The sequence below is a fragment of the Kitasatospora sp. NPDC018058 genome, assembly GCF_044327205.1.
Lineage (GTDB): Bacteria > Actinomycetota > Actinomycetes > Streptomycetales > Streptomycetaceae > Kitasatospora.
Genome location: NZ_JBIRFA010000119.1, coordinates 1 through 4169 on the forward strand (window position 1 = coordinate 1; position 4169 = coordinate 4169).

Annotated in this window: 4 protein-coding genes and 1 pseudogene; 2 read left to right on the top strand and 3 right to left on the bottom strand. The window is 71.0% G+C overall.

Annotated features, from left to right (window positions below):
* Nucleotides 1-98 precede the first annotated feature (98 nt).
* The 3 genes from ACH4E7_RS45310 to ACH4E7_RS45320 form a co-directional block, all read right to left on the bottom strand.
* Nucleotides 99-1529, bottom strand: a complete 1431-nt coding sequence (locus ACH4E7_RS45310; protein WP_396255080.1) for a hypothetical protein — start codon at nucleotides 1527-1529, stop codon at nucleotides 99-101.
* A gap of 178 nt (nucleotides 1530-1707) precedes the next feature.
* Nucleotides 1708-2478, bottom strand: a complete 771-nt coding sequence (locus ACH4E7_RS45315; RefSeq protein WP_396255081.1) for a lysophospholipid acyltransferase family protein — start codon at nucleotides 2476-2478, stop codon at nucleotides 1708-1710.
* 263 nt (nucleotides 2479-2741) lie between these two features.
* The gene (locus ACH4E7_RS45320; protein ID WP_396255082.1) at nucleotides 2742-3167 is read right to left on the bottom strand and encodes a DUF4395 domain-containing protein; all 426 of its coding nucleotides are present in this window, start codon (nucleotides 3165-3167) and stop codon (nucleotides 2742-2744) included.
* 207 nt (nucleotides 3168-3374) lie between these two features.
* Between ACH4E7_RS45320 and ACH4E7_RS45325 the strand changes: the two genes are divergently transcribed.
* Nucleotides 3375-3788, top strand: coding sequence for a thioredoxin family protein (locus tag ACH4E7_RS45325; RefSeq protein WP_396255083.1), 414 nt, complete (start codon nucleotides 3375-3377; stop codon nucleotides 3786-3788).
* 268 nt (nucleotides 3789-4056) lie between these two features.
* Nucleotides 4057-4169: pseudogene (locus ACH4E7_RS45330) on the top strand (electron transfer flavoprotein subunit beta); the annotation flags it as partial.

A 4169-nucleotide genomic window follows, 5' to 3' on the forward strand; every position in this document is an offset into this window, starting at 1 on the left:
TACTGCAGGGGGGACCCTGTGGGAGAGTAGGACGCCGCCGAACAATTCTTCAGAAAAGGCCCACCCGGCTTACCGGGTGGGCCTTTTCGCGTTTCGGCTCAGTTGTCCTGGACGTCGTTCTCCTCGTCCTCCGGCTGCCCTTGTGCCCGAGCCGGTGTCCCTGCCTGAGACGGCGTTGCTGCCTTAGTCGGTTTCGCTGCCTTGGTCGGCGTCGCTGTCTTGGTCGGTGTCGCTGTCTTGGTCGGCGTCGCCTCGGCGGATGCCGTCGGAGTCTCGGGCTGGGGCGTCTCAGATGCCTGGGGTGTCTGGGACGCTTGGGGCGCTTGGGCTGTCTGGGACGCCTGCACCGGCACCGCCGCCGTTCCCCACGCAGGTCGGCCGAGCCACTTGTCGGCGCTGTTGGTGAGCCGGGCGATTCCCGTACCGTCCGGCCGCATGCTGTAGAGGTCGGCGCCGGTGCCCTTGGGGGCCTGGGTGAAGACGATGGACTTTCCGTCGGGCGCGTAGGCCACGGTTCCGTAGGTGGTGTCGGAGGGCGCGGGGGTGAGGGCGCCGATGGCGCTGCCGTCGGGGTGGACGGTGTAGATGCCCCCGCCGGGGGTGTTGTCGGGGCCGGCCGGGTAGGTGGTGAAGACGATCTGGGTGCCGTCGGGTGACCAGCTCGCACGGTCGCCGGCGCGCAGTTCCCAGGGAGTGAGCTGGCGGAGTCCGGTGCCGTCGGCGCTGACGACGTAGATCGCACGGCTGTTGGCGGGCTGTCCGGTGGCGCTGGTGCGGTACTCGAAGGTGAGCTGTTTGCCGTCGGGGGACCAGCTGGGGTTGCTGACCGCGCCGGAGTACGGCTTGTCGTTGGTGAGGAAGGTGAGCCGCTGGACGTTGGTGCCGTCGGGGCCCATCAGGTAGAGGTCCGAGTACTGGGTCTGCTTGTTGCCGGCCGGGTCGAGGGCGCCCCAGGAGCGGCTGAAGGCGAGCTGTTTTCCGTCGGGGGAGTAGGAGGGGGCGCGTTCGTCCTCGTTGGCGCAGTCGGTGCTTCCGCTGCTGCTGTCGCAGAGTTGGCTGATCTGGTGGGCGTTGTCGCCGGTGGCGGAGACCGTCCAGAGGCGGGCGGCGCCGGTCTGCGGGTCGGTGCGGTCGAACGCGATGCTGCTGCCGTCCGGGGACCAGTCGGGGCGGTCGTCCAGGGCGTGGTCGGACGGCTGGGTGACCTGGCGCTGGGCGGTGCCGTCGGGGGCGAGGGTGACGATGGCGCTGGTGGTGTGGGTGGCGTCGGTGTACGCCCGGCTGACGATCAGTCCGTTGTGCGCGGCGGCCGCGGGGGTAGTGGCTGCCGCGCCGACCATGCCGGCGGAGTCGGTCGGCTCGGCGGTGACGGTGGGGGATTCCGGCCGGATCTCGGACAGCGGGATCTCCCCGGGCTCGGCTCCGCAGCCGGTGAGCAGGGTGCCCAGAAAAAGCAGGCCCGCACCGGCGGTTGCGCGGGTGCGGGCCTTGTTCGCGGGGGACTTCCCTGTGCCGGTGATCCGTGCCATCTCCGTCTTCGACCTTTCCGACCGTTCCGACGTGTGCTCCGTCTCGGATCAAGGAGGAGATCCGGGATGGAGGCCCCTGAAAGGAGCTGTCACTGTGTCAGACGGGAGGCGTCGACGGCCGGGCGACACGCGACGGAACGCGTCCGCTCGGTCACATGGAGTAGAGGGCGGGGCTCGGTCAGCCCCGGGCGGCGCGGCGTTCGGCCTTGGCGAGGGCCTCCGCCTCGTCCTCGGCCTCGGCGACCTCCAGGGTGGGCGCGGTGCCGTCGAGGTGGGCGGGCAGCCACCAGGTGTCATCCGGGCCGGAGGGCGTGCCGGGGTACTCGCGCTGGGCCTGGTCGAGCATCTCGCTCATGGCGGCGCGCAGCTTCCTGGTGACCATCACGGGCTTGTCGTTCGGGCCGAGGTGAATCGGTTCGCCGATCATGATCGTCACCGGGACGTGGCGCTTGGTGAGGGTCTTCGGGCGGCCCTTGGTCCAGAGCTGCTGGGTGCCCCAGAGGACGACGGGCAGCAGCGGGGCGCCGGAGTCGGCGGCCATCCGGGCGGCGCCGGTCTTGAACTTCTTCAGCATGAACGAGCGGCTGATGGTCGCCTCGGGGAACACCCCGACGACCTCGCCGGCCTTGAGGGCGCGCACGGCGGCCTCGTAGGCGGGCTGGCCGTCGGTGCGGTCGACCGGGATGTGCTTCATGCCGCGCATCAGCGGGCCGGAGATGCGGTGCTTGAAGACGTCGTCCTTGGCCATGAAGCGGGTTTTGCGCTTGCCGCCGCGGTACGCGCCGAGGCCGGCGAAGAGGAAGTCGAGGTAGCTGATGTGATTGCTGACCAGCACCGCTCCGCCCTTGGCGGGGATGTGCTCGGCGCCCACGATCTTGATCCGCACGTCGAGCGCACGGAAGGCGGTGAGTGCGGCGCCGATCACCGGCGGGTAGACGAACTCTGCCACGGTCAGTCCTGACTTCCACGGGCCGGAGCCCGGTACGGCGGGTACCCGCACCGTTGTGCGGGAGCCGACCGGAGCACGGCACGCCGCGGCGGCCACGGGTGATACACGGAGATGATCCCCCGAACGAGTGCCTGCTGTCACCTGAGGTGTGTGGTCAAGCGAATATTCGCGGTGTGATCTCCGTGATGAATCCGGCTGGGAACTTTCTCCGTTCCGCGGTGCCGGTGAGGTCGCGGGTGCGGCGGAGGTCGCGGCGCAGCCGGTCAGGCCCCGGCGCCGAGTCGGCCCTGGGCGCGCCGGACGATCGGGTACATCTCGCAGCCCACGCAGTAGCCGAAGGCGGCGTTCAGGAAGGCTGAGGTCAGGGCGAACGCGGTGGCCAGCAGGCCGAGCCACATGACTCCGGTGAAGTAGCCGAGGGCGCCGACGGAGGTGAAGACCAGGCCGACGCCCTGGGCGAAGCGCAGCGGCCGTTCGTCCTCGGTCTCGGTGGGCGGTGCCAGCCGGGGGAGGACGAGGGCCTGGAACAGCAGGCCGTACGGGGAGAGCCGGAGCCCGCCGAAGGCGCTGAGCGCGAAGACCAGGGCCTGGGTGGCGAGTAGGAGACCGTTGCCGCTGACCAGGACGGCCACCAGGACGGCGGCGGTGAGCGCGGAGGAGAAGCGGGGACCGCGGGGGTCGGTCTGCACGGGGGCTCCGGGGGGTCGCGACGGGCGGGTGCGGCGGGGGCGTCAGCGGCAGCGGGAGCTGGTGGCCCGGCCCGGGTCGACGGCGCGGCGGGAGATCGGCAACGGCGGTGCGGTGCGTTCGGAGTCCACCGGCCGATCGTACGCGGGCCCGGCGTCGGCGGTCGACCTTCCTTTCGGGCGCGGAACGCGCTGCCGCAGACTTGAGGGATGACCGGACTGGTGGTGTGCGTTGTCGCGTTGGCCGTGGCGACCACGTTCGGGCTGCTACGGGCCAGGCGCGACGGGAGGCTGAGGGTGCTCACCGAGGACGAGGCGATACGGCTGTCGGAGGCCGATCTGGGCGGGCCGCTCGGTGAACGGGCGACCCTGGTGCAGTTCTCCACCGCTTTCTGCCAGCCGTGCCGGGCCACCCGGCGGGTGCTCGCCGAGGTGGCGGGGATGGTCGCCGGGGTCGCGCACGTCGAGGTGGACGCCGAGGCGCGGCTGGAGCTGGTCCGTCGGCTGGAGATCCTGCGGACGCCGACCGTCCTGGTGTTGGACGCGGGCGGGCGGGTGGTGCGGCGAGCGGCGGGGATGCCGCGCAAGGCGGATGTGATCGCGGCGCTGGGGCAGGCGGTCTGACGGGCTGCGGCCAGGGACTCGCACGTCGGTTTGCGGTACCCCGTGGGGTGGAGTCGACCCCCTCCTGGGGCAGGATGGGCGCAAGCGGCGGTGCAGCCGTCCCGGCGTAAGCTACTGGCGAGTAGTGACCACTGAGCTACCGGCGAGTATGCTGCCAGGAAGTTCCGGACCGGCACGGGAAACTCGCTGCCCGGAGCGGGTGCGTGGAGTGTTCGCACCCGCTTGCACAACCGCAGCCGCCGGACGAGACCAGTACAGGAGACAGGCCGTGAGCTTGAGGATCGTTGTCTGTGTGAAGTACGTGCCGGACGCGACGGGTGACCGTCGTTTCGCGGACGACCACACCACCGACCGGGAGGGCGTGGACGGCCTCCTGTCGGA

Excerpts from the sequence above, each read along its gene's own strand:
- ACH4E7_RS45325 (WP_396255083.1), top strand. The coding sequence starts at position 3,375 with ATGACCGGACTGGTGGTGTGCGTTGTCGCGTTGGCCGTGGCGACCACG.
- ACH4E7_RS45310 (WP_396255080.1), bottom strand. The coding sequence starts at position 1,529 with ATGGCACGGATCACCGGCACAGGGAAGTCCCCCGCGAACAAGGCCCGC.